This window comes from Sedimenticola selenatireducens (assembly GCF_007625115.1).
GTDB classification, from domain to species: Bacteria; Pseudomonadota; Gammaproteobacteria; order Chromatiales; family Chromatiaceae; genus Sedimenticola; species Sedimenticola selenatireducens_A.
The window spans coordinates 330,199-356,244 of record NZ_VMNH01000004.1 but is presented as its reverse complement, the minus strand read 5'-3'; the positions used below and the strand labels follow the sequence as shown (position 1 = coordinate 356,244).

The 26,046-nt window shown below is 51.6% G+C and carries 31 protein-coding genes; 22 read left to right on the top strand and 9 right to left on the bottom strand.

Features of this window, described 5'->3' with window-relative positions:
- Positions 1-2 precede the first annotated feature (2 nt).
- From FHP88_RS03735 to FHP88_RS03705, 7 genes are read left to right on the top strand one after another with little or no spacing between them, the layout of a single operon-like run.
- Positions 3-278: a monovalent cation/H+ antiporter complex subunit F gene (locus tag FHP88_RS03735; RefSeq protein ID WP_144357643.1), complete on the top strand. Its 276-nt coding sequence runs from the start codon at positions 3-5 to the stop codon at positions 276-278.
- On the top strand, positions 268-564 hold the full coding sequence (gene mnhG / locus FHP88_RS03730) for a monovalent cation/H(+) antiporter subunit G (RefSeq protein WP_335341551.1): 297 nt from the start codon (positions 268-270) through the stop codon (positions 562-564). The genes FHP88_RS03735 and mnhG overlap by 11 nt, the downstream gene beginning before the upstream one ends.
- Positions 552-1,511, top strand: coding sequence for a Na(+)/H(+) antiporter subunit B (locus tag FHP88_RS03725; protein ID WP_260843152.1), 960 nt, complete (start codon positions 552-554; stop codon positions 1,509-1,511). The genes mnhG and FHP88_RS03725 overlap by 13 nt, the downstream gene beginning before the upstream one ends.
- Positions 1,508-1,822 carry a sodium:proton antiporter gene (locus FHP88_RS03720; protein ID WP_186297587.1) on the top strand — a complete coding sequence of 105 codons (315 nt, stop codon included), beginning with the start codon at positions 1,508-1,510 and terminating at the stop codon, positions 1,820-1,822. The genes FHP88_RS03725 and FHP88_RS03720 overlap by 4 nt, the downstream gene beginning before the upstream one ends.
- Positions 1,822-3,282 (top strand): complex I subunit 5 family protein, encoded by a 1,461-nt coding sequence (locus tag FHP88_RS03715; protein ID WP_144357641.1) that lies wholly within the window; start codon positions 1,822-1,824, stop codon positions 3,280-3,282. Before FHP88_RS03720 ends, FHP88_RS03715 begins: the two co-directional genes overlap by 1 nt.
- Positions 3,279-4,778: a complex I subunit 5 family protein gene (locus FHP88_RS03710; RefSeq protein ID WP_144357640.1), complete on the top strand. Its 1,500-nt coding sequence runs from the start codon at positions 3,279-3,281 to the stop codon at positions 4,776-4,778. The genes FHP88_RS03715 and FHP88_RS03710 overlap by 4 nt, the downstream gene beginning before the upstream one ends.
- Positions 4,775-6,454 carry a hypothetical protein gene (locus FHP88_RS03705; protein WP_144357639.1) on the top strand — a complete coding sequence of 560 codons (1,680 nt, stop codon included), beginning with the start codon at positions 4,775-4,777 and terminating at the stop codon, positions 6,452-6,454. Before FHP88_RS03710 ends, FHP88_RS03705 begins: the two co-directional genes overlap by 4 nt.
- Positions 6,455-6,473: 19 nt before the next feature.
- On the opposite strand, the gene FHP88_RS03700 is transcribed toward FHP88_RS03705, so the two are convergent.
- Genes FHP88_RS03700 through FHP88_RS19085 form a run of 5 tightly spaced genes read right to left on the bottom strand, consistent with a single transcriptional unit; the run spans position 6,474 to position 10,140 of the window.
- Entirely contained in the window at positions 6,474-7,925 is a 1,452-nt protein-coding gene (locus FHP88_RS03700) for a cryptochrome/photolyase family protein (protein ID WP_260843151.1), read from the bottom strand.
- Between the two features lie 31 nt (positions 7,926-7,956).
- Positions 7,957-8,886, bottom strand: a complete 930-nt coding sequence (locus FHP88_RS03695) for a TIGR01777 family oxidoreductase (RefSeq protein WP_144357637.1) — start codon at positions 8,884-8,886, stop codon at positions 7,957-7,959.
- Positions 8,887-8,898: 12 nt separating this feature from the next.
- Positions 8,899-9,318, bottom strand: a complete 420-nt coding sequence (locus FHP88_RS03690) for a DUF3429 domain-containing protein (protein ID WP_186297586.1) — start codon at positions 9,316-9,318, stop codon at positions 8,899-8,901.
- A gap of 14 nt (positions 9,319-9,332) precedes the next feature.
- Positions 9,333-9,929, bottom strand: coding sequence for a glutathione peroxidase (locus FHP88_RS03685; RefSeq protein ID WP_144357635.1), 597 nt, complete (start codon positions 9,927-9,929; stop codon positions 9,333-9,335).
- A 46-nt stretch (positions 9,930-9,975) separates the two neighbouring features.
- Positions 9,976-10,140 (bottom strand): hypothetical protein, encoded by a 165-nt coding sequence (locus tag FHP88_RS19085; protein ID WP_186297585.1) that lies wholly within the window; start codon positions 10,138-10,140, stop codon positions 9,976-9,978.
- Positions 10,141-10,331: 191 nt separating this feature from the next.
- On the opposite strand from FHP88_RS19085, the gene FHP88_RS03680 reads away from it, so the two are divergent.
- The 15 genes from FHP88_RS03680 to FHP88_RS03610 all read left to right on the top strand — a co-directional run bounded on the left by FHP88_RS03680 (position 10,332) and on the right by FHP88_RS03610 (position 22,661).
- Positions 10,332-10,694 carry a sirohydrochlorin chelatase gene (locus tag FHP88_RS03680; RefSeq protein ID WP_144357634.1) on the top strand — a complete coding sequence of 121 codons (363 nt, stop codon included), beginning with the start codon at positions 10,332-10,334 and terminating at the stop codon, positions 10,692-10,694.
- 150 nt (positions 10,695-10,844) lie between these two features.
- Positions 10,845-11,159, top strand: a complete 315-nt coding sequence (locus tag FHP88_RS03675; RefSeq protein ID WP_144357633.1) for a hypothetical protein — start codon at positions 10,845-10,847, stop codon at positions 11,157-11,159.
- A gap of 87 nt (positions 11,160-11,246) precedes the next feature.
- Positions 11,247-11,786 (top strand): DUF2796 domain-containing protein, encoded by a 540-nt coding sequence (locus FHP88_RS03670; RefSeq protein ID WP_186297584.1) that lies wholly within the window; start codon positions 11,247-11,249, stop codon positions 11,784-11,786.
- A 57-nt stretch (positions 11,787-11,843) separates the two neighbouring features.
- Positions 11,844-12,548 carry an ABC transporter ATP-binding protein gene (locus FHP88_RS03665; protein WP_144357631.1) on the top strand — a complete coding sequence of 235 codons (705 nt, stop codon included), beginning with the start codon at positions 11,844-11,846 and terminating at the stop codon, positions 12,546-12,548.
- Positions 12,549-12,559: 11 nt separating this feature from the next.
- Positions 12,560-13,819, top strand: coding sequence for an ABC transporter permease (locus tag FHP88_RS03660; protein WP_144357630.1), 1,260 nt, complete (start codon positions 12,560-12,562; stop codon positions 13,817-13,819).
- A 16-nt stretch (positions 13,820-13,835) separates the two neighbouring features.
- Entirely contained in the window at positions 13,836-14,387 is a 552-nt protein-coding gene (locus FHP88_RS03655; RefSeq protein WP_144357629.1) for a DUF3299 domain-containing protein, read from the top strand.
- A 696-nt stretch (positions 14,388-15,083) separates the two neighbouring features.
- Positions 15,084-16,340: an NAD(P)/FAD-dependent oxidoreductase gene (locus tag FHP88_RS03650; RefSeq protein ID WP_260843150.1), complete on the top strand. Its 1,257-nt coding sequence runs from the start codon at positions 15,084-15,086 to the stop codon at positions 16,338-16,340.
- Positions 16,322-17,080 carry a DUF1365 domain-containing protein gene (locus tag FHP88_RS03645; RefSeq protein ID WP_144357627.1) on the top strand — a complete coding sequence of 253 codons (759 nt, stop codon included), beginning with the start codon at positions 16,322-16,324 and terminating at the stop codon, positions 17,078-17,080. Before FHP88_RS03650 ends, FHP88_RS03645 begins: the two co-directional genes overlap by 19 nt.
- A complete protein-coding gene (locus FHP88_RS03640; protein WP_144357626.1) occupies positions 17,077-18,279 on the top strand; it encodes an SAM-dependent methyltransferase in 1,203 nt (400 codons plus the stop codon). Before FHP88_RS03645 ends, FHP88_RS03640 begins: the two co-directional genes overlap by 4 nt.
- A 2-nt stretch (positions 18,280-18,281) precedes the next feature.
- Positions 18,282-18,803 (top strand): chalcone isomerase family protein, encoded by a 522-nt coding sequence (locus FHP88_RS03635; RefSeq protein WP_144357625.1) that lies wholly within the window; start codon positions 18,282-18,284, stop codon positions 18,801-18,803.
- Positions 18,800-20,056 carry an MFS transporter gene (locus tag FHP88_RS03630; protein WP_144357624.1) on the top strand — a complete coding sequence of 419 codons (1,257 nt, stop codon included), beginning with the start codon at positions 18,800-18,802 and terminating at the stop codon, positions 20,054-20,056. The genes FHP88_RS03635 and FHP88_RS03630 overlap by 4 nt, the downstream gene beginning before the upstream one ends.
- Positions 20,046-20,573 carry a DUF3833 domain-containing protein gene (locus FHP88_RS03625; protein ID WP_144357623.1) on the top strand — a complete coding sequence of 176 codons (528 nt, stop codon included), beginning with the start codon at positions 20,046-20,048 and terminating at the stop codon, positions 20,571-20,573. Before FHP88_RS03630 ends, FHP88_RS03625 begins: the two co-directional genes overlap by 11 nt.
- Positions 20,570-21,340 carry an SDR family NAD(P)-dependent oxidoreductase gene (locus tag FHP88_RS03620; protein WP_144357622.1) on the top strand — a complete coding sequence of 257 codons (771 nt, stop codon included), beginning with the start codon at positions 20,570-20,572 and terminating at the stop codon, positions 21,338-21,340. The genes FHP88_RS03625 and FHP88_RS03620 overlap by 4 nt, the downstream gene beginning before the upstream one ends.
- The gene (locus tag FHP88_RS03615; protein ID WP_144357621.1) at positions 21,337-21,762 is read left to right on the top strand and encodes a nuclear transport factor 2 family protein; all 426 of its coding nucleotides are present in this window, start codon (positions 21,337-21,339) and stop codon (positions 21,760-21,762) included. Before FHP88_RS03620 ends, FHP88_RS03615 begins: the two co-directional genes overlap by 4 nt.
- Before the next feature lie 11 nt (positions 21,763-21,773).
- The gene (locus FHP88_RS03610; RefSeq protein ID WP_144357620.1) at positions 21,774-22,661 is read left to right on the top strand and encodes a MerR family transcriptional regulator; all 888 of its coding nucleotides are present in this window, start codon (positions 21,774-21,776) and stop codon (positions 22,659-22,661) included.
- An 8-nt stretch (positions 22,662-22,669) separates the two neighbouring features.
- On the opposite strand, the gene FHP88_RS03605 is transcribed toward FHP88_RS03610, so the two are convergent.
- The 4 genes from FHP88_RS03605 to FHP88_RS03590 are packed head-to-tail and all read right to left on the bottom strand — an operon-like array spanning position 22,670 to position 25,997.
- Entirely contained in the window at positions 22,670-22,954 is a 285-nt protein-coding gene (locus FHP88_RS03605) for a putative quinol monooxygenase (protein ID WP_144357619.1), read from the bottom strand.
- A 39-nt stretch (positions 22,955-22,993) separates the two neighbouring features.
- Positions 22,994-23,623, bottom strand: a complete 630-nt coding sequence (gene otnC, locus FHP88_RS03600) for a 3-oxo-tetronate 4-phosphate decarboxylase (protein WP_144357618.1) — start codon at positions 23,621-23,623, stop codon at positions 22,994-22,996.
- Positions 23,620-24,885: a 3-oxo-tetronate kinase gene (otnK, locus tag FHP88_RS03595; RefSeq protein WP_144357617.1), complete on the bottom strand. Its 1,266-nt coding sequence runs from the start codon at positions 24,883-24,885 to the stop codon at positions 23,620-23,622. The genes otnC and otnK overlap by 4 nt, the downstream gene beginning before the upstream one ends.
- The gene (locus tag FHP88_RS03590; RefSeq protein WP_144357616.1) at positions 24,882-25,997 is read right to left on the bottom strand and encodes an isocitrate/isopropylmalate dehydrogenase family protein; all 1,116 of its coding nucleotides are present in this window, start codon (positions 25,995-25,997) and stop codon (positions 24,882-24,884) included. The genes otnK and FHP88_RS03590 overlap by 4 nt, the downstream gene beginning before the upstream one ends.
- Positions 25,998-26,046 lie beyond the last annotated feature (49 nt).

Here is a 26,046-nt window from a genome sequence, read left to right as displayed (position 1 = left end):
AGATGCAGATGCTTTACATTTCCTTAGCCCTATTTCTCCTGGCAAATCTGGCAGTGGGGATGTGGCGGGTATTACGGGGACCTGGGGTTGCCGATCGCATGCTGGCCGCGCAGCTTTTTGGTACAACCGCTGTAGCAATTCTGTTACTTCTTGCGGAAGCTGCTAAGAGTAATGCCTTGCGTGATGTGGCGTTGGTGTTTGCTCTGTTGGCTGCAGTAACGGCCGTTGCATTTGTGAAACGTGCCTGGTCGATGCCGGAGGCGCGTGATATTGATTGATTTCTTTTCAATGCTGTTTCTTTTGGCAGGGGCTCTGTTCTTTTTGGCTGGAACGGTTGGTTTACTACGTTTTCCTGATCTCTATACTCGCCTGCACGCATTGACCAAGGCCGACAATGTGGGGCTTGGCTTGATGATTACTGGACTGGCATTGCAGGCGGAGTCTTTAAGTGTTGCTGGAAAGCTTGTGCTGATTTGGGGGCTGGTTTTGCTGGCAGGAGCCAGTGTGGCTTACCTGATTGCGCGGGGTGCGTTGCTTCGAGGCGTCTTACCTTGGAAGCGTTAGATTTTGCCTTGGGTCTGTTTGACATACTACTCGTCTTTTTAGTGCTCTCGCTGGCATGGCTGGTTATGAGTTCAGAGGATCTGTTCAGGGCCATTGTTTTATTCGTGGCATTTGGACTTCTCATGGCCTTGGTGTGGGTCAGGCTGGAGGCGCCTGATATTGCATTGGCTGAAGCCGCCATTGGTGCGGGGCTAACGGGTGCGCTGATGATGGCGGCGTTAGACCGATTGAGCTCGGTAAAACCGATACAGAAGGTTGCAGCATCGGCTCAACGTAAGCAATTGAGCCTTTCTTCCAAAGTGTTGCCCTTGATTGCATTGGTATTGATAGTCCTGGGTTTGGGGTATGCGCTTTTATCTTTACCTGAGATAGCGGATGGTTTGACTCCGAATGTTAAGGAGAACATGGCCCAAAGCGGGGTTAAAAATCCAGTCACGGCCGTCCTGCTGAACTTTCGTGGTTATGACACGCTGCTGGAGATGGTCGTTTTACTGCTGGCCCTGTTATCTGTCTGGTCGTTGGGTGGAGAAAGAAAGCTTTCACCCAGAAGCACTAACCCTATTTTAGGTTCACTCTGTCGCGTGTTGGTGCCAGTTCTGATTTTGGTCTCATGTTATTTATTATGGGTTGGGGCAGATGCCCCGGGGGGCGCATTTCAGGCTGGCTCCGTATTGGGTGCAGCTGGTGTTCTGTTACTGCTTTCCGGTTGGCACGTCGAACAAAAATACTTGCTCTGGCCGCTGCGCTTTATTCTCATACTGGGCTCCGGTGTCTTCATCATTATGGCTGCAGTACTGTTATTGATACAGGGAGGTCTACTGACCTATCCTGTTGCGCAGGCCGGTTGGATGATTCTGTTACTTGAGAGTGCGGCCACACTTTCGATAGGGGCGACCCTTGCCGCACTCTTTCTCGGCGGAGTTCCCAAGTCGAGGGTGGATCAATGAATAGCCCAATGATCTATGCCCTATTGGGTATCACCCTTTTCTCAGTTGGTTTGTATGGATTGATTGTCAGGGAACACCTGTTAAGAAAAATACTGGCGCTCAACATAATGGGTAGTGGTATTTTTCTTATGCTGGTGGCGCTGGGAAAAAGGAGTGCAGGAGAACTGCCTGATCCCGTACCCCATGCCATGGTGATTACCGGTATTGTGGTGGCCGTTTCTGCAACGGCATTAGCACTGACATTAATGCTTAAGCTGGTGGAAGCGAGCGGCAGTGCGGTGCTGCATGATGCACCCAAAGATCGCAGCTGATGGGTGATCTATTAACAGATGCGCATTGGGGTGTATTGCTTATTCTCCTGCCACTGTTCGGTGGTCTGTGCAGTTTCTTATGGCCTAGTGCAGTAAAGTTTATTGGCCTTGCAACGGTTAGCGCAGTTGCCCTATCTGTAGTTGGCTTGGGCGATCAGTTGCTGGCCACGGGTGTTTATCATCATGCCGTGGGAGGGTGGGGCGCACCGCTGGGAATTGATCTGTACGCGGATGGATTGAGTCTGTTTATGCTGATGGTCACTGCCCTGGTGGGGCTAGGCGTCAGTATTTATGCCCTGGATTATTTTGATCAGGATGAGGCGCGTCGTTTTTGGCCGCTCTGGCTGCTGCTCTTGGGCGGCCTTAATGCCCTGTTCCTCTCTGCCGATATATTCAATCTTTACGTGACGTTAGAAATAGTCGGGCTGGCAGGGGTGGGACTCGCTTCACTGTCTGGGGGTGGGGCGGCACTGGACGGTGCCATGCGCTACCTGATGGCCACGCTGCTTGGATCACTCTGCTATCTGCTCGGAGTGGCATTGCTTTATCACTCCGCAGGTACGGTCGATATTCCTTTGTTAGCAGAACGACTGGAATCTACTCCGCCAGTGTGGGCTGCACTGGGATTAATCTGTGCGGGCTTGGCACTTAAGACGGCATTGTTTCCGCTTCACTTCTGGCTACCCAAGGCTCATGCCAGTGCATCGGCACCGGTCAGTGCATTGCTCTCTGCATTGGTTGTAAAGGCATCTTTTTATATTTTTCTACGGTTGTGGTTGGAGATCTTTTCGGTGCGTACGGAAGGGGTTGATGACCTGCTTGGGGCTTTAGGCATGGCGGCCATCATTTGGGGCTCATTACAGGCCCTGCAACAGACACGCCTGAAATTAATGATTGCCTACTCAACGGTTTCCCAAGTGGGGTATCTGTTTTTGGTATTTCCACTTGCTGCGATAGGGACTTTTTCTGCCTGGAGTGCCGTGGCCTATCTGGTACTTTCACATGCGTTGGCCAAATCGGCCATGTTTCTGGTGGCGGGGAATCTGATGCATTTTGGTGGCCATGATCGCATTGCTGATCTGGATCGGGCTGTGCAGCGACTGCCGATAACCGTTGGCGCGTTTGCGCTCGCCGGGGTCAGTATCATGGGGCTGCCACCGAGTGGTGGTTTCATTGGTAAATGGTTATTGCTGAATGAAGCGCTAAATCAAGGCCGCTGGGACTTGGTGTTTGTGATGATGATCGGCGGAGTGTTAGCGGCAGCCTATATCTTCAAGGTTCTGGGTTTTGCCTTTACTCAAGCCCCCGTGACCCATGAGCCCAAAGGGGTGCCCGCTGTCATGGAGTGGTCTGCCTTGCTATTAGCAGTCGCCGCCATTGTCGTCGGTTTTCTCGCGTCGCCCCTGATGCTGATACTGGGTATCGGAGAGACTGTTGAACTCATGGGAGCAGGGCAGTGAACTGGCATGCCTGGATTCCATTGTTTGTGGTCGTCAGTTCACTGCTGCCCGGTCTTATTATTTTTGGCCTGCCAGAAGAACGGGTGGGATGGCGTACGCTCCTTAACTTGACCGGCGCAGTGATTAAACTGCTGTTGGTCAGTTGGATGATCTGGGGTGTTTACCAGGGTGATCATTTTGAAACCCGCCTGGCACTGTTACCTGATCTCGACCTTGTTTTGCGGGCCGGTCCCTTGTCACTGTTTTTTGTGGCGTTGTCGACGATTCTCTGGTTGGTGACAACAGTCTATGCCATCGGCTATTTAGAAGGTTCGCCTAATCGCAGTCGCTTTTTTGGTTTCTTCAGTCTCTGTGTGACCGCCACGGTGGGTGTGGCCCTGGCAGGAAACCTGATTACCTTTCTGCTGTTTTATGAGTTGCTGACGCTGGCAACCTATCCTTTGATTGTCCATCGTGGCACAGATACAGCGCGTCGCGCTGGTCAAACCTATCTGCGCTATACCATCTTTGGCGGTGCACTGATTTTGTTAGGGACGGTCTGGTTGTATCAGTTAACGGGTACTCTGGAATTTACCCCCCGTGGTTTTCTCAGCCAAATAGATCCCCAGCACTATCCGGCATTGAAAATCATTTTTGCTTTACTGATAGCCGGACTCGGTGTGAAAGCAGCGCTGTTTCCACTGCATGGCTGGTTACCTCAGGCGATGGTGGCTCCTGCGCCTGTCAGTGCGTTGTTACATGCAGTCGCCGTGGTTAAGGCTGGTGCGTTTGGGATTGTACGGGTGATATATGATGTATTTGGTGTGGAGTTTTCAGCCGATCTCGGTGTTACTACACCATTAGCCTGGATAGCGGCGTTTACTATTATCTATGGCTCATTGCGTGCGCTGTTCCAGGATGATCTGAAACGTAGGCTGGCTTTTTCAACCGTCAGCCAAGTCTCATATATTGCGCTGGGCGTCGCCATTGCAGGTCCTATCGCGACGATCGGAGGCGTGGTGCATCTGGTACATCAGGGACTGATGAAAATTACATTGTTCTTTTGTGCCGGTAATCTGGCTGAGACGCTGGGTATTCACAAGGTCAGTGAAATGAACGGGGTAGGGCGACGAATGCCTTGGACCATGGCGGCATTCACAATCGGTGCGCTTGGTATGATAGGCGCGCCACCGGTAGCCGGTTTTATCAGTAAATGGTATCTGGGGGTTGGTGCACTGGAAGCAGGTCAGGATTGGGTGCTGTTGGTGCTTATGGGCAGCAGCTTGTTAAATTGTGCCTATTTTCTACCCATTCTGTATTCTGCCTGGTTCAAGCCCACGCCGAAAAGCTGGCCTGAAGAGCACCATTTTGGCAGACAGGAGACTGCCTGGGCCTTGTTATTGCCACCTCTGATCACGGCGCTTATGGCGTTGGCAGCCGGCTTGTTGACGGGGCTACCGTTTAGTCCGCTGGAGTGGGCGAAAATAATCGCGGAACGGGAGTTCTATCAACCATGATTGAGGCTCCCTTTTTGCTGCCGCTCATCATCATCGTGCCGCTATTGTTGGCCTTGGGCGTGGTTATACGTGTCACCCAAAGAGTCGCAATAAAAATAGCACCGTGGGCCGCACTGCCGGCATTACTGGCTGGTTTGCTGTTGGATGATGGCAAGCTGCAACTGCCAGGCATGCTCATCAATAGTTATCTGCTATTTGACAACACCGGAAGGTTATTTCTCCTGATGAGCGCAATGCTCTGGCTGGCAACCGGTCTTTTGCATCAGGCGTATTCGGGGGCTCTGTACGCACAACAGAAAGTCGTATTTAAGCTATTAGCCATGGCCGGCTGTTTCTTGATGCCTCTGGCCGGTGATGTGCTGATGTTTATGGCTGCAACAACCCTGGCGGGTTATTCACTGTATGGGCTGCTTGCCCAGGAGAAAAATAGAACCACACGGGAAGCGGTCAACGTCATGCTGGTTGTACTGGTTGTTGGCGATATTGTGCTGTTTGAATTGCTACAACTGCTGGGAATGCATGCCGTCTCCGTTGACTTTGACGCGATGCGCCAAGCTTTTGTAATGACGGAACAGATGAATGTACAGTTTGGTCTGTTGCTGTTTGGGCTAGGTGCAAAGATGGGTTTGCTTGGTTTACATTTTTGGTTGATTCCCGTCTTTATCACATCACATTTGGCCTTACGGCCTGCATTGATCAGTTTTATTTTTAGTGCCGGTTTTATTGCCTGGTTGCGACTTTTCCCTTTGGGTGAGGTTTACTATCCGGCAATTGGAGCGCTTCTACAGTGGGGTGCATGGCTGATGTTGGGCTACGCCTTGCTATTAGGCGTGCGTCAGACTCATCGGCGCGGTGTTTTAGCCGTTATTCTTATGACAGTGACTGCGCTTTGGCTGTCGATCGTGGCAGCTTTACTGATCCAGCCAGAACTCTGGTTGTCGATGAGCAGGAGTCTTGTTTTGGCAGTCATACAAATGGGATTAGTGATGTCTGCACTGTTGATTGGACAAGGTCTGCTTAAGCATAAGCCAACATTGAAACACAGCTATGCATTAACCGTTTGTTTGGCTATTTTTCTCCTGGCAGTGGCACCTGTCAGTTTGATTAGACATTTTGATTCAGCAAATAGCCTAACAGTGACATCACTCTGGATTGGTGCAGGAATAATGATGTTCTTGTTATGGCGCACTCATTTTCTGTTGCTGGCTTCCGCTGAAGATTCTTCATATTCAAAAGTCCTGAAAACAAGTCATAAGGGCAGAAGTGTTAATCGGTATCTCTTTCCTGGCTTGGTAGCGGTTGCCTTGGTGACGGCTGTTCCAAATCTGAAGTTCCTCTCAGCGATCACTGCATTTAGTTTCCTCCTGCTATTCGCCAGTATGCTCTTGATAGCTTGGTTGAGTCGCTTCTATAAACCGACTGAGCCTTCACAATTGACATCCGGTTTTATCGTGCAACAGTTTAAACAGGGCAGTTCGGCGATAATGGAGGCGACTCAGTATCTGGATATCTACTCAACCCGTTTACGCAAGGGTATAACAAAGCGCTTCTCGCCAAAATTCGTATTGAGTCATTTCAGCTGGTATGAACGTTCACTCAACCGCTGGTCTGTGGCATTGATCATAATGGTGTTGATCGGTTTACTTGTTTCAGTACAAGGGCTGCTGAACCAATAGACTATAAAACTAAAATTGCTCAGTGTGGTGCAGGTGGCTTAGGCATTGTTTTTATCCGCTGCCAGCGTTCAAGCGTCTGCTTGCGTGTCTTTTGCAAATCAAGCATGGGTAATGGGTAGCTCAACCGATTGTTGGCTGGCTGTCGTCCGTTTATTAATTCATGACTGTCTGCAGATGAAAACTCTGGTAACCAGGTTTTTATGTAGCGACCTGCAGGATCAAATCTTTCGGCTTGCCGTGCCGGATTGAATACACGAAAGTAGGGAGCAGCATCTACACCACAACCGGCTGTCCACTGCCAACCGAGCGTGTTGTTTGCCAGGTCAGCATCCACCAGGGTGTCCCAGAACCAGCGAGCGCCTTCCAGCCAATGTATTCCCAGATTCTTGGTCAATAGTGATGCGACTATCATACGCACCCGGTTATGCATCCAGCCGGTCTGCCAGAGTTGCTTCATGCCCGCATCCACAATCGGTATCCCTGTCTCACCTCGTTGCCACCGTTCGAGTTGTTCCCGGCTATCCGGGCTGTTATTCCAGTGATCCTTTGTGAATCGGCTATCCATTGATTCAGTTGCGGTGTGTGGAAAATGAAACAGGGTGTAGTGGGCAAATTCCCGCCAGCCTAATTGGGCGCTCAATCGATCCAGTGATTGACTGAGGCCGGGTGATTGGTCGTTTTCGTGTTGCAGTGTCCAGAACAGTTGTTTAGGTGTGATCTCACCAAAATGCAGATGGGGTGAAAGGCGGGTTGTGTGCTCCTCTGCCGGGAAGTTTCGCTGCTCATCATAGTAGGGCAGACTGTTGTATAGAAACTGCTCCCACTGCTTATGGGCGCCGCGTTCACCGGGTTGCCAGAATGTTTCAAATTTATTGTACCAGGCGGATTTGGAGAGCAACTCAAGTGACGATAAGGGCAGGGATGGAAAGGGGATTTTTGGCGCTGACAGTTTATTGATTGGCGGCAAGGGTGGGGTCATCTCCTGTAACCGTTGTCTAGCCACTTTCCAAAAGGCGGTAAATACCTTGTAAGGTGTTCCTTGCTTATTTTTGAGCGTTGTTGGCTCAATCAGTAATTGACTGCTAAAAGAGTGGCAGTGGAGGCCCTGCTCACCCATGCCTTGCTTGATCTCACTGTCACGAGCCTGGGTCATGGGGTCATAGAGACGGTTCCAGTAGAGATGGGTTGCACCGGTTTTTGATGCGATTTCCTGCAAGCGTGTCAAAGACGGTCCTTTGGCGATGATCAGTTCAGAACCAGCGTGCTGGAGTGAATCAGACAGTGCGCTCAGGCTTTTGTGCAACCACCAATTACTCGCTTGGCCTGGCAGCCAGGGCGCTTCCTCTTCGGGCGCATGAATATAAACAGGAATAACTGATTTACAGTTATTCACCGCTTCGCAGAGTGCGGGGTTGTCACACAGTCGTAGGTCTCTTCTGAACCATACGATGGCGGTTCCTTGTTTACTCACGGTTATCAGTTCTCTTGTGGCTCTCCACTGTTTATCCGTGCCGCTGTATTGAACGGTCGAGATCAGCCTCAGTCCGTGGATGAGCTGATTCATCAACCAGGGCACAAATAGCCGAGGTGATGTCTGGATAGCGGAAGCAGAAACCACTTTCCGTCAATCGGCTGGAGGTCACCGACTGGCCTGACAACATCACCTCGGAACCTTTTCCATAGACCAGCTTGAGAAATAGGCCGGGTACTCTGAATCGCGTGGATCGATGCAGTGCTTTGCCGAGTGTCTGGGTGAATCGTTCATTGGTGACAGGGTTTGGGGCGCAGAGATGAAACATATCTGCGTTTGGCTGGTGCTTTATGATGAAAAAATAGGCCCCGACCAGATCATCAATGTGAATCCAGGAAAAGTGTTGCTGACCATCGCCCAGTGGTCCACCCAGCCCCAGTTTGAAGGGGAGCATCAGCTGTTTCATTAGTCCACCGTCTTGTCCCAGCACAAGACCAAATCGAAATATATTCGTTGGTACGCCAAAGGTTATTGCCCGCTTCGCCTCGGCTTCCCACTGTTTGGATACCTCGCCAAGAAAGTCGTTGGCATTGGGTGTGTCCGCCTCGGTGTAATGTCCTTCGCAATCGAATGCACCAATGGCTGAGGTGGAGATAAACTGTTCAGGCACAGGCTTTCCAGGCTCATGACTAAGTGTTTCGATGGCATCCACCAACTGCTTGGTTGTCTCCACTCGGCTTGCAGAGATTTCCCGCTTGTAAGCGGCTGTCCAGCGGCGGTTGATTGGTGCACCTGCCAGGTTGATTAACACCTGTACACCACGAATCTTGTCAACCAGATAATCTGTGCCCTGGGCGAAATCATTCCGCCCGATCTGAATCATGTGATAACCCTCGCTTTTGAAGGCACGGGTTAGATGCTGTCCGATAAAACCAGTGGCACCTGTTATGGCAATCTTCATTGTCTACTCCCGTTAGATCAGTAACCAGCTCAGACTCAGCAGCGCGCAAATAATCAGCGTTAACTGTAGCCGCAAGTTTTTATACCAGTGTTTGAGTTGTGATTGCCTCGCGTCAAAAATGTACTGGCTGAAAAAACCAAGCACCAGTAGCGGCAGTGCAATCAGTGGCGTCATAAACAGCGTGCACCAGGCCAGTAGGGAGGGTGCCACTGAGGGAATCAGGGTCTCTATCTCCAGATTTTCCAGTGAGCGTCCCCAATGAACGGCGCCTACAAAGGTGAGAATAACAGCGGCATAAGTCTGGATCCCCGTGGTCACAACCGGACTGTCTACCTGTATCGCCAGCAAACCTGCGCCTGCAACAATCGGTAACAGGCCAAGATAACCCAGCCAATAAGCCCGCTCTCTAAGAATAATCTGTTGAGTTGCCATGATCATTTCTCCTTTCAGAGCAACCGTTCGATTGCACCGATCAGCTGTTTGCTTTGTGGCTCAATAGATGAGCCATAGCTCTCAATAACTGTACCGTTACGATCAATCAGATATTTGTGGAAGTTCCAGCGTGGTGCGCTCTCTGTGGCACGATAGAGTGCCTGGTAGATTGGCGCTGCCTCTTTACCGACAACACGGGTCTTCTCATACATCGGAAACTGAACACCGTAGGTCAGGCGACAGAAATCTTTGATCGCCTTCTCTGTACCCGGCTCTTGCCCGGCGAAGTCATTGGAAGGGAAACCGATTACAACAAGCCCTTTGCCTTGATAGTTTTTGTAGAGTTTTTCAAGTCCGTCGTACTGATCCGTGTAGGCGCAGCGGCTGGCTGTATTGACGACCAGCATCACCTTGCCTTTATACACCTCACACACGTCATCCACCTGGTCACTGCTCAGGCGTCTGATCTTGAAGGATCCATGATCACCGCAGATCGTTCTTCCGGATACTTTCGGATGGTTTGTCTCGGAAGCCGTGGCCTGCCAGCCGGTCGAGAAACCGACCAGTGCGGTCAGGGCGAGGGCAGTTGCAATCGTGCTGCGTATGAACATGGTGACACCTCAAGATTTGTGACGAAGTATTGGCCGTCAAGTACGACTAGCCCTCATCGATACCTTCTGTAATTGGGTTATGGATGATCTGGTGCAGACGGCTACCAGGTACAACCGAGTGGAGAATTTCACTCCCTTGGCTCTCGATATCTTTCATCATCTGATCGTTTTGACGTTCGGTTTCCAGCAGTTGCAGTTCAAAGCGTGACATGATCTCTCTCCTAATTTGTGTTGTACAAAACAGGCCGTTTCGGCGCTGCATGAGTCGTATTATAGGCATAAACTCATAAATGTCTAGTACAAATATAATATTTATGTCACGATTAGCCTAATCCAGGTCATTTTGTACAGTACAATAAATGACCTGGATTACATCTCATCGTGAATTCAGGAGATTATTAAATGCATGCACTCTTGCTCATTGCGCACGGAAGTCGAAGGACAGCCTCTAATCAGGAAGTTCAGGATTTGGCCAGGAAGATTGAGGCCATTGCGGGTAGTCAATTTGACTCTGTTTCCAGTGCCTTTCTGGAGATCGCCGAGCCGGATATACCAACAGGAATTCGCCGCTGTATTGAGGCGGGTGCTACAGCGATCACCATCGTGCCCTATTTTCTCTCAGCGGGCCGGCATGTGGCTGAGGATATACCCAGGGAGATCAACAAAGCAGTCTCTGAACACGCCGACGTGAAGATCAACTGCCTGCCCCACATCGGGGCTAATCCATCCATGCCTGATTTTTTAATCAGCGGTGTGTCGGGATAAAGGCGCTTGCAAGTTCTGAGGGTAGTTTGGAGCGTGCCGCAATACAGAGACAAAATAATTGCGCATATTTATCTGATAGTATGTGTTATATTATAACATTAACCGATTCCTACTGATGGCTGTTATTCGGTATACGAGATTACCCTCTATATGCAGATACACCGGTTTGGTCAGAGCGCTATAGTCGCGCGCCGTCGCACGGTTATTCCTGTGCTAATCTTTCTGCTGCTATGGGGCATGGCGGCCTTCGCGTTACATGCCCCCCATCATGATGAGGGATTGGGCGATGATGTGGCGTGTCAGATATGCGAATTTGGCGCACTGAACAGTACAAGTATCATCCCTGTTGGGTTCCCGGCCATTCCAATCCTGTCGAGCGCGTTTTCTCTGGTAGGTCATGACCTTATTCTTATTCTTCCCCATGTTCGTTTGCTTGATGCACGTGCCCCGCCGTTTATCTCCTGATCGTCAACATTTGAAATTATTAGTTCCTAGACACATTCTTAGCCTTAAATGAAAGAGTTAAGATGTTGTTTGAATCGGAGATACAAAATGCGTTATTCCAAAATTACCCTGCTACTGTTGCTGACCTTTGGCATGGTGTTGTCTGTACATTCAGAAGAAAACCGTCAGCATGGTGTACATGAACACGGTGGCGGCCAACTCAACGTGGTCGTCGAAAAAAACACCTTGATGATGGACCTGTCGATTCCGGCTATGAATGTTGTGGGTTTTGAACATCCCGCCAGAAATGATGACGAACAGAAACAGCTGGAACACAGTAGCGACTTGCTGCGTGACGGCAGTCGAATTTTTATGCCCAGTCCGTCAGCAAAATGTGTTTTGGAACAGGTAAAGATTGAATCAGCGCTGCTGGAAACACACGCCAATCATGATGCTGAAGAAGGTCATGCGGACTTTGATGTTTCATATCTCTTTGCCTGTGCTGAACCGATGCAGCTAAAGTCCTTGACGCTAACGCTATTTAAGATGTTCCCGTTAACGGAGCATCTGCAGGTCCAGATGATTACCCCAGCCGGTCAGACCGGAACGGAGCTGGAAAGCGATAACCCTATTCTTAATCTTCAGTAGGCCCGGCAGTAGCGGGGAGGCTGTTTTTCAGCCTCCTGCCTACAGGGAGTATTCAAAATGATGATGGAAACTGATGCCATCACTATTCAAAATCTTGCGTTCCAATGGCGCAAGGACGCGGCACCTGTACTCAACTTGCCAGTGCTGCAGATCAAGCGTGGTGAGCGGGTCTTTATAATGGGATCCAGCGGTAGTGGTAAAAGTACATTGCTTAGTTTGATTGGTGGTGTCTTGCTACCACAGAAAGGGACGGTTACGGTGTTGGGTCAGCAGCTGAATGGCTTGAGTAATGCCCAACGTGATTCATTTCGTGCGGAGCATATTGGTTTTATCTTTCAGATGTTCAATCTGATTCCCTATCTCTCTGTTGTTGAAAATGTGCTGTTACCCTGTCGATTTTCAAGGCGACGCAAACAGAATATCGAAAACCGTGGCCACTCGCTTCAAGACGAAGCAGAGCGTCTGCTGAATCATCTCGATCTCCCAAGGGAACTGTTGCATCGGTCTGTTACCGAGTTGAGTGTCGGTCAACAGCAGCGTGTGGCGGCCGCCCGGGCGCTGATTGGCAGCCCGGAACTGGTGATTGCCGATGAACCGACCTCGGCCCTGGATGCAGATCGCCGTGCCAGTTTTCTCAAGTTGTTGCTGAACGAGTGTGCTGAGCAAAACACGACCCTTGTCTTTGTTAGTCACGACTCAGCGCTGGAGCCCCAGTTTGATCGCAGTGTCCAGCTTGCCGACATTAACAACAGCGTGAATTAGCGAGAATTACTATGCACATCCTTATGCTGGCCTTTAAAAGTATAGTAAACCGAAAATTTACCATTGCCCTTACGGTCTTTTCGATTGCACTGAGTATCATGCTGTTACTCGGTGTGGAGCGTATACGCAATGATGCGCGTGAAAGCTTTGCCAGTACGATCTCAGGTACGGATCTGATTATTGGCGCACGAAGCGGTCCCGTTCAACTTTTGCTTTACTCGGTTTTTCGAATCGGCAATCCGACCAACAATGTGTCATGGAAGAGTTATGAGGAGATCAAAGATCACCGACTCGTTGCATGGACCATTCCGTTCTCGTTGGGTGATTCCCATCAGGGCTTTCGGGTGCTGGGCACCAATCTCGATTATTTCAACCACTATCAATATGGCGATCAGCAGCCGCTTGAGTTTTCTCAGGGCAAACCCTTTTCCACTGTTTACCATGCCGTAGTAGGTGCCGATGTCGCCAAAGAGCTCGGCTATTCGCTGGAGCAGGAGATTGTACTCGCCCATGGAACGGGTAAGGTGAGCTTTGTTCAGCACGCCGACAAGCCCTTCCGTATTGTGGGTATCCTGCGTAAAACCGGTACCCCTGTTGATCGAACCGTGCATGTCAGTCTGGAAGGCATTGAAGCGATTCATGTAGGCTGGAAAGATGGCGCACTGGATCTAAAACAACCTAAAACCGTGGACAAGACGTCGCTCCTGGATCTGCAGCCGAAGACCATTACCGCCGTCCTTGTGGGTTTGAAGTCGCGCCTGGCCGTCTTTCGTGTTCAACGTTACATCAATGAATATCCGAAAGAACCGCTATTAGCTGCACTCCCCGGTGTGGCCTTGCAGGAGCTATGGGATACCATGGCCATTGCCCAGCAGGCGTTGCTGGCGATTTCGATATTGGTTGTGCTGGTAGGTATAAGTGGTATGGCGACCGCGATTCTTACCAGCCTCAATGAACGGCGGCGCGAGATGGCGGTCTTACGTTCTGTGGGGGCTCGACCCTGGCACATTTTTGTCTTGTTTATGGGGGAGGCGGGTGCCGTTATGACTATTGCATCAGTTACAGGCGTTGCTGCGCTCTATTTAGCACAGCTGATCGCCCGGCCTATCATTCAAACGCAGCTTGGACTCTTTCTCCCTATACACCCCCCTTCGTCACACGAACTGTTTTTGTTGGCGGCGGCTATTGGAACGGGACTGTTGGTTGGATTAATACCTGCCTATCGCGCGTATCGCTACTCTCTGGCCGATGGCATGACCATCCGACTTTAACGCAGGAAACACTGAAATGTTTATAAAGAGAATATTTGTCTTAATCATCACGCTTGCTGTCCTGTCTGGTCTCTTTATCAGTCATGTTCATGCGGCAGAGAGCCCTCAAGAGCTGGAGTGGACGGACCTTATCCCACAGGGCTTCAATCCTGATGAAGTGTTGGCGCAGTATCAGAAAGAGTACGATATTGACAATTTGTCCGACGATGACCCACGTATCGCAGAACTTACAAAAAAACTGGAAGCGCTCATGAAGGACGCGCCTGTTAATGACAGTCTGGCGGGCAAGACCGTTAGACTCCCTGGCTTTGTTGTGCCGCTTGAAACTGACGGGGAGAAATCCTCTGAATTTTTGCTGGTTCCTTACTATGGTGCCTGTATCCATGTGCCACCACCACCTGCTAACCAGACCATCCATGTCACCACACGTGACAAGAAGGGGGCAGCCATCCGTCAACTCTTTGATGTGGTGTGGGTGACCGGTGTAATAGACGTTGAGCAATTCAGCTCAGATCTTGCCGATGCCGGTTACACCATTGATGCAACAAAAGTAGAACCTTACGAATAAACCCCATGCGGTCTGTTTGCTACCTGATGACGGGCCTGCTTTTATGGCCTCTGTGGGGGTCAACCGCATCTGTGCTGAGCTGTCATCTTCACTCGCCGGTCTCAGGGAATCAAAAAATCCCATCACAGCCGATGAGGTCTTACGAGAGTAACACCGCGTGTGCTCAGGATAATGAACAACGATTTTCAGGCCTGGGCAGGTGTCATTGTGGGTTTGGCTCTTTCCCGGATGTGGGCCGACCCGTTTTTCCGGATAGGGATTATCTGATATCGCCTGGCAAGGGTTTAAACAGACAGTTACCCTGAATACAAGCAGCCATCAGCAGGGTTCGCCTAACAATACCCGTTACACCTCTATACATCTCAGCAGCCTATTTCCGAGACAGTCGGTCGTAATAGACCTGGCCACTCAAGAAAGGCTTATTGTCTTTAATTCCCTTCCCTCTATGCCGTTCTTCAGCCCTCCCGCTGGCTGATCCATCAGGTACCGCCGCTTAGTGCGTGATGCGTTCAGTGTGCGTTCGTTTTTGATTTGGCACGCCAGAGTGACGGTTTTTGTCCTGTACGAAAACAGGATAAAACCGCCTTTCAGTGTTTTTTTGGCCTGCATCCCCATATTGTGCTGTACAAATAGCTTGCATTACCGCTGACATTCGCTATTATCGTAGATATGTATAGTACAAATAGGCCAATGGATATGAAAATAGCAGTCGTGGGGAGTGGTATCAGTGGTCTGGCTTCGGCCTGGTTGCTTAACCAGAAGCATGAGGTGACGCTGTTTGAAGCAGCCAACTATCTGGGTGGCCATACCAACACGGTCGATGTCACTCTCGAAGGGGTCACCCATCCGGTTGATACCGGCTTTCTGGTGCATAACGATCTTACCTATCCCAACCTGATACAGCTGTTCAAGCATCTGGATGTGGAAACCTATGACACCGAGATGTCCTTTAGCGTCAAACTGCCTGATCACAATGTGGAGTGGGCAGGCAGCTCGCTCTCCACGGTATTCGGACAGAAGCGAAACCTTATAAGGCTTGCATTCCTGCGCATGCTGATAGATTTGCTGCGATTCAATAGTCGAGCGCAGCAGCATCTGTTGGTTTCCCGACAGAAAGGGCTTGCCTTGGGTGAGCTACTGGACCAGGAGGGCTACTCAAGCGTACTGCGTGACTGGTATCTGCTGCCGATGGCGGCGGCGATCTGGTCCTGCTCGCCGGAAGAGATCCTGCGTTTTCCTGCCGAAACCTTCCTCAACTTCTGTATCAACCATCGCCTGCTGCAGGTGGAGGGAAGGCCTCAGTGGCGGACAATAGCAGGAGGAGGGCGTGCCTATGTCAAACGCATGGCGGCGTCCATCGACACCAGACTCAATCATGTCATCGAACGCGTGACACGATCAGAGAAGGGCGTGGAGCTTACCAGTGGTGGTGTGGCGCATCAATTCGATGCAGTGATCTTTGCGACCCATGCTCCAGACACCTTGCGCATGCTGGCCGATGCGGATGAGCAGGAGAAACAGGTACTGGGTGCGGTGGGATATCAGGCGAATACCGCTGTGCTTCACACCGATGCACGCTTCCTACCGGAACGTGAATCACTCTGGTCGGCCTGGAATTATCTATCGACGGGTGAGAGCGATCAGACGGTTTGCGTCACTTACCTGTTGAACAAGTTGCAGCGGCTGCCGTTCAACTCGCCAGTGATGGTGACGCTCAATCCGCCGGAAACGATGCAGCCAGAACATGAGATTGCGCGCTATCACTACGATCATCCCGTTTTTGATCAGGTAGCAATCGCGGCGCAATCTGCCTTGCCACAGATACAGGGACGAAATCGGGCCTGGTTCTGCGGTGCCTGGTGTGGTTATGGTTTTCATGAAGACGGTTTGAAGTCAGCCCTGCGTGTGACTGCTGATTTTGATGTGGAGGCCCCATGGCCTGTCGTGCTCTGAGTCGAATCGTACAGGGCAAGGTGATGCATTTCAGGCGGCGTCCGTTTGAAAACCGTTTTGTCTATCCAGTGTTTTACTTGCTGTTCAACTGTGATGAGTTCGATAAACACAACAGCTGGCTGTTTGGTGTGAACCGACGCCGGCCGCTCTCCCTCCATTTCGAGGATTATGGTGACGGTGGTGATCCCAGGCTGTGGCTGAGGGCGTTGCTTAAGCAGCAGGGCGTGACGGATTGTCCTGGGACGATCTGGCTTCACAGCTTTCCGAGGGTGTTTGGATATGCGTTTAATCCGGTCAATTTCTGGTACTGCGAGCGTGCCGATGGTTCGATTGGGGCGGTGGTGGCCGAGGTAAACAACACCTTCGGTGACAGACACTGTTACCTGCTGCGCCTGGATGCTGAGCGTGCCGAAGATCAGACGCTGCAGGCGATCAAACAGATGCATGTCTCACCCTTCTATCCCGTTGAGGGTGAGTACCAGTTTAAATTCAAGATGGATTTTGATGCGCCGCATGTGTGGATTGACTACTTACAGTCAGGTGAGCTGCAACTCAATACCGCCATCTGGGGTAAATCCAAACCCTTAACCGTTTCGGCCTTATTCACCGCCTTGTTGAAACAGCCCTTGCTGACGGTCGGTGTAATGGTGCGTATCCATTGGCAGGCACTGCGGCTTTGGCTCAAGGGGGCCACCTTTCATCAACGTCCGACACCATCCAGCGAGGAGATCTCGAGATGAACAGCATGACACTTGAGGCACAAACTCTGCCTCTGCGTATTCGCCCGATTATCAATCGAATCGGACGGATCAGGGAGGGAAAACTACGACTCATAACCCCAGAAGGTTATCGACTTAATCTGGGCAGCGAGTCCGGTCCCCGTGTCCAACTGGAGATTCTGGATTGGCGTGCGCTGCGTCGTGTATTTAGAAATGGTGATATCGGCTTGGCGGAATGCTATCGGGACGGTTTGATAAAAACCAATGATCTCACCGCACTGATACGGCTGGGTATTCGTAACCAGGCGGTACTGGAGCGTGCCATACACGGCAATCCACTGCTTAATCTGGGTTATCGATTACGCCATCTGTTACGCAGAAATACACCGAAAGGGAGCGCCAGAAACATCCAGGCACACTACGACCTTGGCAATGACTTCTACTCACTCTGGCTGGACAGCAGCATGACCTATTCCAGTGCAAGATTTGAGTGTGGTCGACAGGGTGGCCTGTTGCAGGCACAGGAGACGAAGTATCAACGCATGCTGGATCTGGTCGGTGCCAAGCCGGGTGAGCAGATCCTGGAAGTGGGCTGTGGCTGGGGTGGCTTTGCGGAATTCGCCGCAAGCCAGGGTATCCGAGTGCATGGTTTAACGCTCTCTCATGAGCAACTGGCGTTTGCGCGCAAACGCATTCAGGAAGCGGGTCTGGAAGCGTGGGCCACATTTGAGTTGCGTGACTATCGGGCGGCTAAAGGTCGCTATGATCATGTGGTCTCCATCGAAATGCTGGAGGCCGTGGGTCAGGATTACTGGCAGACCTATTTTGATCAGCTTCACCGTCTGCTTAAGCCGGGCGGGCGTGTGGCGATTCAATCCATAGTTATCGACGAAGAACATTTTGAACGCTATAGCCAGGGAACTGACTTTATCCAGCAATATATCTTCCCGGGTGGCATGTTGCCTTCAACGGAACGGATGCAGCAGATTGCTTCAGAGGCGGGGTTTCAGGTTGGTGTAAGAGAGGATTTTGGCGCCGATTATGCAGAGACACTGAGACGCTGGGCCCATCGTTTTGAACAGCAGTTACCGGCGGTTCAGGCATTGGGCTTTGATGAAGCGTTTATTCGTCTCTGGCGCTTCTACCTGGCGTACTGTGAGGCCGGTTTCGATGAAGGCCGGATTGATGTGGTACAGCTGCAACTCGAGCGGGAGGGCTGATCATGAGCCGGTTCGCGAGAGAATGTTTGTTCGGGATTTTGTTGCTGGTTTTGACGGGTTCAGCGTCAGCTACAAAGTTTGAGAATCTGTTGGGCCAAGTTAAGCCTGTTGGTTCCGGGGAGCTTTCGTTCTGGGGTATGACGATCTACCGTGCGACCCTGCTGGCCCCGGAGGGTCGATACCAGGCTGATCAGCTTCACGCGCTACAGATTGACTATCAGTCAAGCTTTTCCCGTAACCAGTTGACCTGGGCCTCAGTCAATCACATGGAACCCCTGTTGGAAAGTTACGTGGACCGCCAGTCATTGTACCAGCAGCTCAGTGCCGTACTGCGGGATGTTGAGGCCGGTGACCAGATCACGGGTGTTCACCATCCGGATGAGGGTGCCGTGTTCTACAGTAACGGCCAGCTAATCGGTCGGTTGCATGATCCGGCTGTTGCGGCGGCCTTCTTTTCTATCTGGTTAGATCCCCGAACCCGGGAACCGGACTTGCGCGCACGCTTGCTGGGTCAGGTGAGATGAGGATCGCCCAGCGTCTCTCTTATGGCCTGTTAGGTGCGCCACTGGCGATGGCCGCACTGCCGGTCTATATCCATGCACCAAAACTCTACGGTGATGAGCTGGGGCTGGGACTCACCCTGACTGGTCTGATCCTGCTGCTCTCCCGCGCAGTGGACACACTGCAAGATCCCTGGCTGGGACGACTGGCTGATCTGGCACAGCACCGACGGGGTGGTTGGGGTGTATTGGTTGCCTTGGCAACAGGGTTATTGCTGATCGCCTATGTGGCCTTGTTTAATCCGCCGGTTGCAGCGGGTGGCTGGTTGGGTATCTGGTTGGCGATATCCCTGATACTGGTTTACACCGCGCACAGTGCGCTGAATATCACCTATCTTGCCTGGGGTGCCCGGGCCAGTGAACACTCCCATGAGCGTACCCGTCTGGTTGCGTATCGTGAAGGCTTTGCCTTGTTGGGTGTAATTCTTGCCAGCCTGCTGCCCATGCTATTTGTTGAGTGGTTTGGTCTGGCTCAAGGCTGGTGGTGGTTCAGCGTGCTGTTCTGCTGTGTGCTGATACCGGCGGTCTGGTTGCTGATGTCCAAGGCGCCATTGACTCAGTTAGTTTCCAATGCGACAGAATCAGACATGCTGCAGCCACTTCGCTACAGGCCGTTTCGTCGCCTTGCCACGCTGTTCCTGCTAAATGGTCTGGCGGTGGCGATTGCCGCTACCCTGTCACTGTTTTATATCGCTGATGTCCTCAAGCTGGAGGCGGCCAGCGGTTATCTGCTTGCCATTTACTTTGTCAGTGGTGCCTGCTCGTTGCCGCTTTGGCTCTCGTTGTCCAAACGGGTGGGTCGTCCCATGACCTGGCTTGTGGGTAGCCTGGTTGCGATAGGCGGTTTTGTCTGGGCTATTCAACTGGGTGCAGGGGATTTGGTTCCGTTCGCCATGATCTGTCTGATGTCAGGTGCGGCACTGGGGGCTGACCTGGCCATGCCGGCAGCGATTGCCACTGACCTGATACCCGAATCGGAGCGAGATCGTACGGCCAGCTATTTTGGTATCTGGAGCCTGATTAACAAACTGGTTCTGGCCCTGGCAGCAGGCCTGTCACTGCCGTTGTTGTCCGGCTTTGGCTATCAACCGGGGGATACCGCCGGATTGGGTGCGCTGGCCATTTTCTATGCCGGAGTGCCCTGTGTGATCAAACTCTTTTCTGCTGGGTTGTTGTTGCGTTGGCGTCCCAGCCTGGAGGTTCAAAATGCTAATTAAACCCTTACTGTTTCTCTCTGCCGTGAGCTTGACGGGCTGCGCCGGGATTGATGTGAACAACTATCAGGCCGAGCAACCTGAATTGAAAATGGAAGCATATTTCAATGGTCAGCTGGATGCCTGGGGCATGTTCCAGAAACGCAATGGCGAAGTGGTCAAGCGCTTCAAAGTGGTGATTGATGCTGAATGGAATGGCGACAAAGGGGTGCTGGATGAACGTTTTACCTACAGTGATGGCACCACGCAACGGCGTGTCTGGCGGCTAACCCGAATCGGTGACGGCCTGTATCAGGGTGAAGCTGATGATGTGGTGGGTGTGGCCGAGGGGCGTGTCTCGGGTAACGCGCTGCACTGGGTTTATACCCTGAAACTGCCGGTGGATGGCAAGGAGTATGAGGTCGCCTTTGATGACTGGATGTATCTGCAGGAGGACGGTGTCATGTTCAATCGTTCCGTGATGAAAAAGTTCGGTTTCCGGTTGGGTGAAGTCACGCTGTTTTTCAGGAAACGGTCATGAAACCCCTTAATCCCCCCATTACGGACTGGCAGGGACGACGGGTCTGGGTGATTGGTGCAAGCAGTGGTATTGGTGCGGCCCTGACAGGACAACTCAGGGAGGCGGGTGCCCACCTTGCTCTGAGCGCCCGCAGTGAGGGGGGATTGCAGGCGATTGCCCATCAGCAGGACCTTTTGTTGTCCCTGACGGTCACGGATGCAGAAGCGGTAGCCCGTGCCTGCGATGAGTTGATTGAGACCTGGGGCGCGATTGATATGGTGATCTATTGCGCAGGGGTTTATTCACCCATGCGAGCCTGGGAGATTGACCTGGAGTGTGTCGATGACACGCTCATGACCAATCTGCAGGGGGTTTATCACCTGTTGGCGACGATTGTACCGCACTACCTTCGGACGGGATCCGGTGGTCTCTGCCTGCTCGCCAGTGTGGCCGGCTTCAGTGGCTTGCCCAAAGCGCTGGCCTATGGCCCGACCAAGGCGGCCATTATCAATCTGGCCCAGATACTTTATAGCGACCTTTCCAGTCGGGGGGTCGGGGTCTATCTGGTCAATCCGGGCTTTGTCGAGACACGTCTGACCCAGCAGAATGACTTCAGCATGCCTGCCCTGATCTCACCAGATCAGGCCGCCCAGTCCATAATCACCGGGATGTCGAAGGGGCGGTTTGAGATACACTTTCCAAAGCGATTCACCTTGCCGATGCGCTGGTTGGCCCGGCTTCCTGACCGGCTACGATTTTACCTGGTCAACAAGGCGGTGAGCTCATGAAACTCAAGGCGCTGGTTAACTGGTATAGTACCCTAACGCCTCAAACTGTCGGGGCGCTCTCAGAGATCTACCATGAGCAGGCCGTATTTCGTGACCCGTTTAATCAACTGCAGGGACAGGATGAGATTGTTGCATTATTCAGGCATATGTTTGAGACCACGGATGCCCCGGTTTTTCATGTTATTGAGAGTCAGTCGACAGGCAGTGTTGCATGGGTTACCTGGGTGTTCAACTGCGGCATCCGAGGAAAAAAGATCACTATTGAGGGCGTAACACGGCTTGAATTCGGTAGGGATGGGCGAGTGTCTCTGCATCGTGACTACTGGGACAGTGCCGATCTGTTTCTTGAGTTTCCGCTGGTGGGTACAATATTAAGACAGTTGAAGAAAAAAATGCGTCTACCGCAAAGCCATACTGTATAAGATGATGAGTTATGAGTGAGCAATACAATATCAGTGATGTTTCGCGAATTTCGGGTATACCGAAAGATCTGCTACGCATGTGGGAGCGTCGTTACGGTTATCCCGACCCGATACGCGATGATAACGGTGACCGGGTGTACAGTGATGACCAGCTGGATAAACTGGTACTCATCAGGCAGCTACAGGATCAGGGTAAGCGACCTGGAAAACTGATTGAGCTGGAAGTCACGGAGCTCAAATCATTGCTACAGGCTCCCGCACCGGAATTTGATCCTTCTGAGCTCATTGGTTATCTCAAATCGGGCGATATCTCAGCCTTACGCAATTGGTTGCACGGCCAACTCATCAGTAATGGTCTTCGCAGCTTCATCCATCGTGTCATGGTACCGGCAACCTATGCGGTTGGGGATGCCTGGTCACGGGGTGAGCTGGCGACTTATGAAGAACACCTCTTTACCGAACTGATGAAGACGCTGGTACGTCAGTCGCTCTCTGAACACTACCAGGTGGGTGGACAGCCCCGGATCATGTTGACCACGGTTCCCGGCGAAAAGCACAGCATGGGCTTGCTGATGGTCGAGGCGTTATTGCGCATGGGGGGTGCCGAGGTGATTCCGTTTGGTCCAGAAATGCCGTTCAAGGATATTCAACAGGCGGCTATCAGTCACACGGTTGATATTATCGGGCTTTCATTCAGCGGCAGTTTCAAAGGGGATGATGCGGTTGTCATGCTCAGTGGTTTACGGCAGATGATTGAACCCTCCATTGGCATCTGGGCCGGTGGCGCGGCCTTGCAGGATGTGGCGTCGATCCCAGAGGGGATTGAACGGTTACAGGGCCTGCACAGTGTGGAGCAGGCGTTACTTGAATGGCGCCAGACTCATCCGGTTTCGGTTTAACCGAGTCATTATGATCGTAACCAGGTATTGACGGTCTTTTCATTAATCCACTCATGGGTATGAGCGGAGAATGTAGCAAAGTGCTCACTCGCCAGGTGCACCTGAAAGGCCGGTTCATTGCTGTAGACCTCGTAGAGAAAGACCCGGTTAGGTTCATCCGTCTCCTGGCAGACATCAAACTGATGACAGTCAGGTTCGAGCAGCAGTGAATTGTCCGCCTGCAATAGCATTTCAGTCATAAAATTTTGCAACTTTTCCGGCTTTATTTCAAAAACCACAGTAACAATAAACATGGCTTACCTTCTGAGTAAAAGTGTTGTTTTGTCATCTGTTCAATGTGATTTATTTATCAGGTGATCGGCTTCATTGTCTGATAGAAAGCGACACCTTTCCTGGCGCAACATCAGGAAAAGCCGGGCGGTCTCTTCCAGTTCTTCAGTGGCATACACTGCATCCAACAACGATTTTCCTGCAACCACGGGCCCGTGATTGGCCAATAGCACCGCATGGTGTTTAGACGCCATCTCTTTCACCGCCTTGGCGAGATTGATGTCGCCTGGAGGATGATAGGGGATCAAAGGTAGCTTGCCGATTTTCATCACGTAATAAGCGGTGATTGGTGGCAGGACGTTGTTGTGGTCAATGCCGTCTAGACAACTTACCGCAACAGAGTGGGTTGAATGGAGATGTACAACGGCCCCCGTTTGCGGCCGCTCTTCGTACATGGCTAGGTGTAACAGGCTCTCTTTGGTCGGTTTGTCACCCGAGACCCAGTGGCCCTTGTCATCTAATAACGAAATAGCTGCAGGATCGAGATCACCCATGGATGATCCGGTAGGTGTCATTAGCCAGCCATCTTCGTGCCGAACGCTGATGTTGCCGGATGACCCAAAGGTGAGTCCGCGTTCAAACAGGGAGCGTGCGATAGCGGTGATTTGATCCCGCAGTTTGGTTTCGCTCATTTCAACTGCTCCACGGCTTTTAGAAAAAAGTGCTTGTCACCAAAATTACCGGATTTGAGTGCCAACAGAATATTGGGATCCCCCAATGTACGGCACCAGGGAACACCGGGTGCAATCTCGGGCCCGATTTCCATGGCATTTACCCCCAGCGCCTGTACCACGGCACCAGAGGTTTCTCCGCCCGCGACAACCAGTTTTCGCACACCCCGTTCCAGCAATCCCTGTGCTATTTTTCCCATAGCGACTTCAACCATCTCGCCGGCTTCCGCTCTGCCCAGGACGGATTGAATATGGGTGACTTCAGTCGCAGAGGCGGTGGAGTAGATTAGGATGGGACTATTCTCCACGTGCTGTTCCGACCACTGAAGTATCTCATCAACCAGTCGATCGTTATCCGCCAACGAAATCGCATCAATTGGAAAGGCCGGCCACTGTTTCCGTGCGGTCGCTACTTGTTCAATAGTCGCCAGTGAACAACTGCCGGCCAGAACAGCGGTATTGCCGGGTAGGTTGAGTGGGAAGTGTGCTTCACTATTGCCGACAGATTTTTTTCTTCGAAAGTTGTCAGGTAAGCCCATGGCGATACCTGAACCTCCGGTGATCAGTTTTAAGTCTGCACAGGCGTGACCAATATTTATCAGGTCCTGATCTGTTATGGCATCTACGATGGCATGCTGAATGTTATCCTGCTTTAACTTTTTAATTGCATCTTGTATCGCAGTCACCCCTTGATTGACGGTTGTCCAGGGGATTAGACCTACATTACCTTTCGTCTGACGATCAAGGACGGATACAAGATTGGCATCCCGCATCGGCGTCAGTGGGTGATCACGCATACCTGATTCTGAAAGCAGACAGTTGCCAACAAAGAGGTGACCTTGATAGAGGGTACGCCCATTCGTCGGGAAGGCCGGACAGGCGATGGTAAAGGTCTCTTCCAAGGCATACATTAAGGCCTCGGTGACGGGCCCGATATTCCCCTGATCAGTAGAGTCAAAGGTTGAGCAGTACTTGAAGAATATCTGCATGGCACCCTGATTTAGTAACCACTGCAAGGCTTCCAATGATTCAGTAATGGCCTGCTCAACGGGTGTAGTGCGCGACTTTAAAGCAATGACCACCGCTTCGGCTTCGTTCAGTGCAATGGGCTGTTTGGGAATGCCGTTGATCTGGATCACCGACATTCCCTGTTTTACCAGGGTGCTGGCAAGGTCGGTAGCGCCGGTAAAGTCATCAGCAATACAGCCTAGCGCGATCGTCACGATACCTTCTCCACAAGCGGTGTCTGGAGAATATCCAGGAGTGTGCGGGTGCAGTCAGTCATTCCCTGATGACCGCCAAACTCCATTGGGCTGAGCCGGCCGGATTCAAAGCCTTCATAGACCGCATCATGTAATAGGCTTGCAGCTTCTGCTAACTGCGGAATGCCATGCCGTTCTGCCAGCCAGTCGAGCATCATGGCGGCAGAGAGAAACATGGCCAACGGATTGGCCTTGTCTTGTCCCATGATATCGGGGGCACTGCCGTGCGCTGGTTGGAAAAGCCCGTGGTGATCGCCCAACTCAGCACAGGGGGCCATACCCATGCCACCCACTAGTCCGCCGCCCAGGTCAGAGATGATGTCACCGAACATATTCTCCATGACCAGTACATCGAAGTCCCAGGGTCGACGAATCAGGTCTAACGCTTGCGCGTCGACATAGTTGTAGTTCACCTGGATGTCAGGATTCAGTGCAGCCCGTTCATTAAAAATCTTGCGGAAGAATGCAAAGGCGCGAAAGACGTTGGCCTTGTCAACACAGGTCACCGTGCCTTTGCCGCCACGTGTTTTTCGTTGCCGTGCAACTTTAAACGCCGTATCGAACAGCTTTTCAGAAACCGGGCGGGTAATACGCAGGGTTTCTCTGGCTTCCAGGTCATCAATGATTTCACCGCGGCCATGGGTGTAGAAGAGTCCCTCTGTGGATTCGCGTATCACTACAAAATCGATGAGTGCTGAACGATCATCCAGTAATCGACGGGGAACATTCGGATAGTATTTGACCGGGCGAATACCGGCATAGAGACCAAATTCATCGCGGATGCGCAGATGCGGTGATATCTCGGTACCATCTTCGTAACGAATGCCTGGCAGTCCGATGGAGCCAAGCAGGATCGCATCGGCCTTGCCAATCGCTTTGAAATCCTCATCGCGCATATCAACGCCGGTACGCTGATAGAGTCCCGCACCAATTTCATAGTGGTCAAACACCAGTTTAAAACCTTGGGTACGATTTTGAATGGTCTCCAGAATAGTCAGGCAGGCAGCCATAATCTCCTGGCCTATGCCATCACCCGGGATGACGGCAATACGCAGTTCAGATGTTAACGACATAGAAAACTCCCGAGAGGGGTAAGAAGGTTTTTATTAATCGATGATGTGA

Excerpts from the sequence above, each read along its gene's own strand:
- FHP88_RS03735 (WP_144357643.1), top strand. The coding sequence starts at position 3 with ATGCAGATGCTTTACATTTCCTTAGCCCTATTTCTCCTGGCAAATCTG.
- FHP88_RS03675 (WP_144357633.1), top strand. The coding sequence starts at position 10,845 with ATGCAGATACACCGGTTTGGTCAGAGCGCTATAGTCGCGCGCCGTCGC.
- FHP88_RS03695 (WP_144357637.1), bottom strand. The coding sequence starts at position 8,886 with ATGAAGATTGCCATAACAGGTGCCACTGGTTTTATCGGACAGCATCTA.
- FHP88_RS03650 (WP_260843150.1), top strand. The coding sequence starts at position 15,084 with ATGAAAATAGCAGTCGTGGGGAGTGGTATCAGTGGTCTGGCTTCGGCC.
- FHP88_RS03705 (WP_144357639.1), top strand. The coding sequence starts at position 4,775 with ATGATTGAGGCTCCCTTTTTGCTGCCGCTCATCATCATCGTGCCGCTA.
- FHP88_RS03625 (WP_144357623.1), top strand. The coding sequence starts at position 20,046 with ATGCTAATTAAACCCTTACTGTTTCTCTCTGCCGTGAGCTTGACGGGC.
- FHP88_RS03715 (WP_144357641.1), top strand. The coding sequence starts at position 1,822 with ATGGGTGATCTATTAACAGATGCGCATTGGGGTGTATTGCTTATTCTC.
- FHP88_RS03685 (WP_144357635.1), bottom strand. The coding sequence starts at position 9,929 with ATGTTCATACGCAGCACGATTGCAACTGCCCTCGCCCTGACCGCACTG.
- FHP88_RS03605 (WP_144357619.1), bottom strand. The coding sequence starts at position 22,954 with ATGTTTATTGTTACTGTGGTTTTTGAAATAAAGCCGGAAAAGTTGCAA.
- FHP88_RS03665 (WP_144357631.1), top strand. The coding sequence starts at position 11,844 with ATGATGATGGAAACTGATGCCATCACTATTCAAAATCTTGCGTTCCAA.
- FHP88_RS19085 (WP_186297585.1), bottom strand. The coding sequence starts at position 10,140 with ATGTCACGCTTTGAACTGCAACTGCTGGAAACCGAACGTCAAAACGAT.
- FHP88_RS03590 (WP_144357616.1), bottom strand. The coding sequence starts at position 25,997 with ATGTCGTTAACATCTGAACTGCGTATTGCCGTCATCCCGGGTGATGGC.
- FHP88_RS03635 (WP_144357625.1), top strand. The coding sequence starts at position 18,282 with ATGAGCCGGTTCGCGAGAGAATGTTTGTTCGGGATTTTGTTGCTGGTT.
- FHP88_RS03615 (WP_144357621.1), top strand. The coding sequence starts at position 21,337 with ATGAAACTCAAGGCGCTGGTTAACTGGTATAGTACCCTAACGCCTCAA.
- FHP88_RS03630 (WP_144357624.1), top strand. The coding sequence starts at position 18,800 with ATGAGGATCGCCCAGCGTCTCTCTTATGGCCTGTTAGGTGCGCCACTG.
- FHP88_RS03720 (WP_186297587.1), top strand. The coding sequence starts at position 1,508 with ATGAATAGCCCAATGATCTATGCCCTATTGGGTATCACCCTTTTCTCA.
- FHP88_RS03620 (WP_144357622.1), top strand. The coding sequence starts at position 20,570 with ATGAAACCCCTTAATCCCCCCATTACGGACTGGCAGGGACGACGGGTC.
- FHP88_RS03655 (WP_144357629.1), top strand. The coding sequence starts at position 13,836 with ATGTTTATAAAGAGAATATTTGTCTTAATCATCACGCTTGCTGTCCTG.
- otnC (WP_144357618.1), bottom strand. The coding sequence starts at position 23,623 with ATGAGCGAAACCAAACTGCGGGATCAAATCACCGCTATCGCACGCTCC.
- FHP88_RS03660 (WP_144357630.1), top strand. The coding sequence starts at position 12,560 with ATGCACATCCTTATGCTGGCCTTTAAAAGTATAGTAAACCGAAAATTT.
- FHP88_RS03610 (WP_144357620.1), top strand. The coding sequence starts at position 21,774 with ATGAGTGAGCAATACAATATCAGTGATGTTTCGCGAATTTCGGGTATA.
- FHP88_RS03680 (WP_144357634.1), top strand. The coding sequence starts at position 10,332 with ATGCATGCACTCTTGCTCATTGCGCACGGAAGTCGAAGGACAGCCTCT.
- FHP88_RS03645 (WP_144357627.1), top strand. The coding sequence starts at position 16,322 with ATGGCCTGTCGTGCTCTGAGTCGAATCGTACAGGGCAAGGTGATGCAT.
- FHP88_RS03640 (WP_144357626.1), top strand. The coding sequence starts at position 17,077 with ATGAACAGCATGACACTTGAGGCACAAACTCTGCCTCTGCGTATTCGC.
- FHP88_RS03670 (WP_186297584.1), top strand. The coding sequence starts at position 11,247 with ATGCGTTATTCCAAAATTACCCTGCTACTGTTGCTGACCTTTGGCATG.
- FHP88_RS03690 (WP_186297586.1), bottom strand. The coding sequence starts at position 9,318 with ATGGCAACTCAACAGATTATTCTTAGAGAGCGGGCTTATTGGCTGGGT.